This window comes from Micromonospora sp. ATLC20, assembly GCF_057196585.1.
Map to the genome: position 1 here is coordinate 1 of NZ_JBXUOV010000350.1, position 2,037 is coordinate 2,037.

Genomic DNA, 2,037 nt, shown 5'->3' on the forward strand with positions numbered 1-2,037 from the left:
GGCGATGGCCGCGCGGACCACCGGGGCGGCCCGGGCCCCCGCCACGCCCTGCTCCGCCGCGTCCGGGCTGGCGAAACCGTGCTCGGCGGCCACCGCGCGTACCGCGTCGGCGCCGACGAGCTGCTGGAACGCCGGCTTGGCCCGCTTGGACACGTCGCGCGGGATGGGCGCGCCGGGCACCGGCAGGTAGCCGATCTCGCCGGCCGCGCCGCTGCTGCCGTGGTGCAGCCGGCCGCCCAGCATGATGGCCAGGCCGACGCCCGCGTCCACCCAGACCAGCACGAAGTCGGCGGTGCCACGGGCCGCCCCGGACTGCGCCTCGGCCACCGCGGCGAGGTTCACGTCGTTCTCGAACACGACGGGGGTGTCCAGGTCCTCGCGCAGCGCGGCGAGCAGGCCGCTGTGCCAGCGCGGCAGGTTGAACGCGAACGTGATGTCGCCGGTCTGCGGGTCGACCAGGCCGGGGGTGCCGAGCACGACGCGCCGGACGGCGGACAGCTCCGCACCGGCACTGGCCGCCGCCTGGACCACGGCGTTGTGCACCACGCCGACCGGGTCGTCGGTGTCCTTGGTGGACTGCTCGACCCGGCCGGCCACCGCGCCGGTGATGTCGGCGCACGCGGCCACCACCCGCTCCGCGCCCACCTCGACGCCCACCACGTACGCGCTGCTCGGCCGGACGGCGTAGAGCTGGGCGTTCGGGCCCCGCCCGCCGGCCTGCTCGCCGACCCGGGCGACCAGGCCGCGCTCCTCCAGCCGCTCGACGAGCTGGGACGCGGTGACCTTGGACAGCCCGGTCAGCTCACCGATGCGGGCCCGGGTCAGCGGGCCGCGTTCGAGCAGCAGCTCCAGCGCCGCACGGTCGTTGAGCGCCCGCAGGAGTCGGGGGGTGCCGGGCAGCCGGGTCGCACTCATGCCGTCGTCCTCAATTTTCAGTAAAGTTTTCTAACCACAAAACGCCTGCCGAGGGGTGCCCGTTAGCGTATCGGCCACCCCCATCCGCGGAGGTCGGACGACCCGGCAGGGAAAGGGGATACTCGTGGGTCTGGATCCAGGACTGCGCCGGCTCGCGCTGGGCACGCTGCTGGCCGCGTACCCGGGACCGGTCCCGCCGGACTGGGCGGTCGACCTGCTCGCCGACGGGCTCGCCGGGCACACCCTGTTCGGCACCAACATCCACGACCCGGCCCAGGTCGCGGCGTCCACCGCGGCGCTGCGCGCCGGCCGCCCCGACGTGATCGTCGCGATCGACGAGGAGGGCGGCGACGTCACCCGGCTGGCACACGCCACCGGCAGCCCGTACCCCGGCAACGCCGCGCTCGGCGCGGTGGACGACCCCGCCCTCACCCGCCGGGTGTACGCGGCGATCGGCGCGGAGCTGGCCGCGCTGGGCATCACCGTCGACCTCGCCCCCACCGTCGACGTGAACACCGCCGACGAGAACCCGGTGATCGGCACCCGCTCGTTCGGGGCGGACCCGAAGCGGGTCGCCGTCCACTCGGCCGCCGCCGTCGCCGGTCTCCAGTCGACAGGTGTGGCAGCCTGCGCCAAGCACTTCCCCGGGCACGGCGCCACCGTCGCGGACTCCCACCACGAGCTGCCCACTGTCGACGTGCCGCCGGCCGTCCTGCGGGAACGCGACCTGCCGCCGTTCGCCGCCGTGGTCGACGCGGGCGTCCGCGCGGTGATGACCGCGCACATCCGCGTGCCGGCGCTGACCGGCGACGGCCCGGCCACGTTCAGCCGCGCGGTCCTGCACGACCTCCTGCGCGCCGAGTACGGCTTCACCGGCGCGGTGATCACCGACGCGCTGGAGATGAAGGGTGCGGTGCTCGCCGCGGGCGGGGTCGGCGCGGGCGCGGTCCGGGCCCTGGCCGCCGGCGCGGACCTGCTCTGCATCGGCGCCCGGGTGGACGCCGAGCTGGTCGAGTCGGTCGCCGCCGAGATCGTCGCGGCGATGGCCGACGGGCGGCTGGCGCGCGAGCGGGTCGAGGAGGCGGCCGGCCGGACCGCCGCGCTCGCCGCCACCACCGGCCC

Annotated in this window: 2 protein-coding genes; one reads left to right on the forward strand and one right to left on the reverse strand. The window is 76.1% G+C overall.

Annotation, left to right across the window (positions count from 1 at the left end; genetic code table 11):
* Window positions 1-915: ROK family transcriptional regulator (locus AC2CHG_RS31165; protein ID WP_484526181.1), on the reverse strand; the 915-nt coding region annotated here is incomplete at its 3' end.
* A gap of 124 nt (window positions 916-1,039) precedes the next feature.
* Here AC2CHG_RS31165 and AC2CHG_RS31170 point away from each other — a divergent pair.
* Window positions 1,040-2,037 (forward strand): glycoside hydrolase family 3 protein (locus AC2CHG_RS31170; protein ID WP_484526182.1); only part of this gene is annotated, 998 nt, incomplete at its 3' end.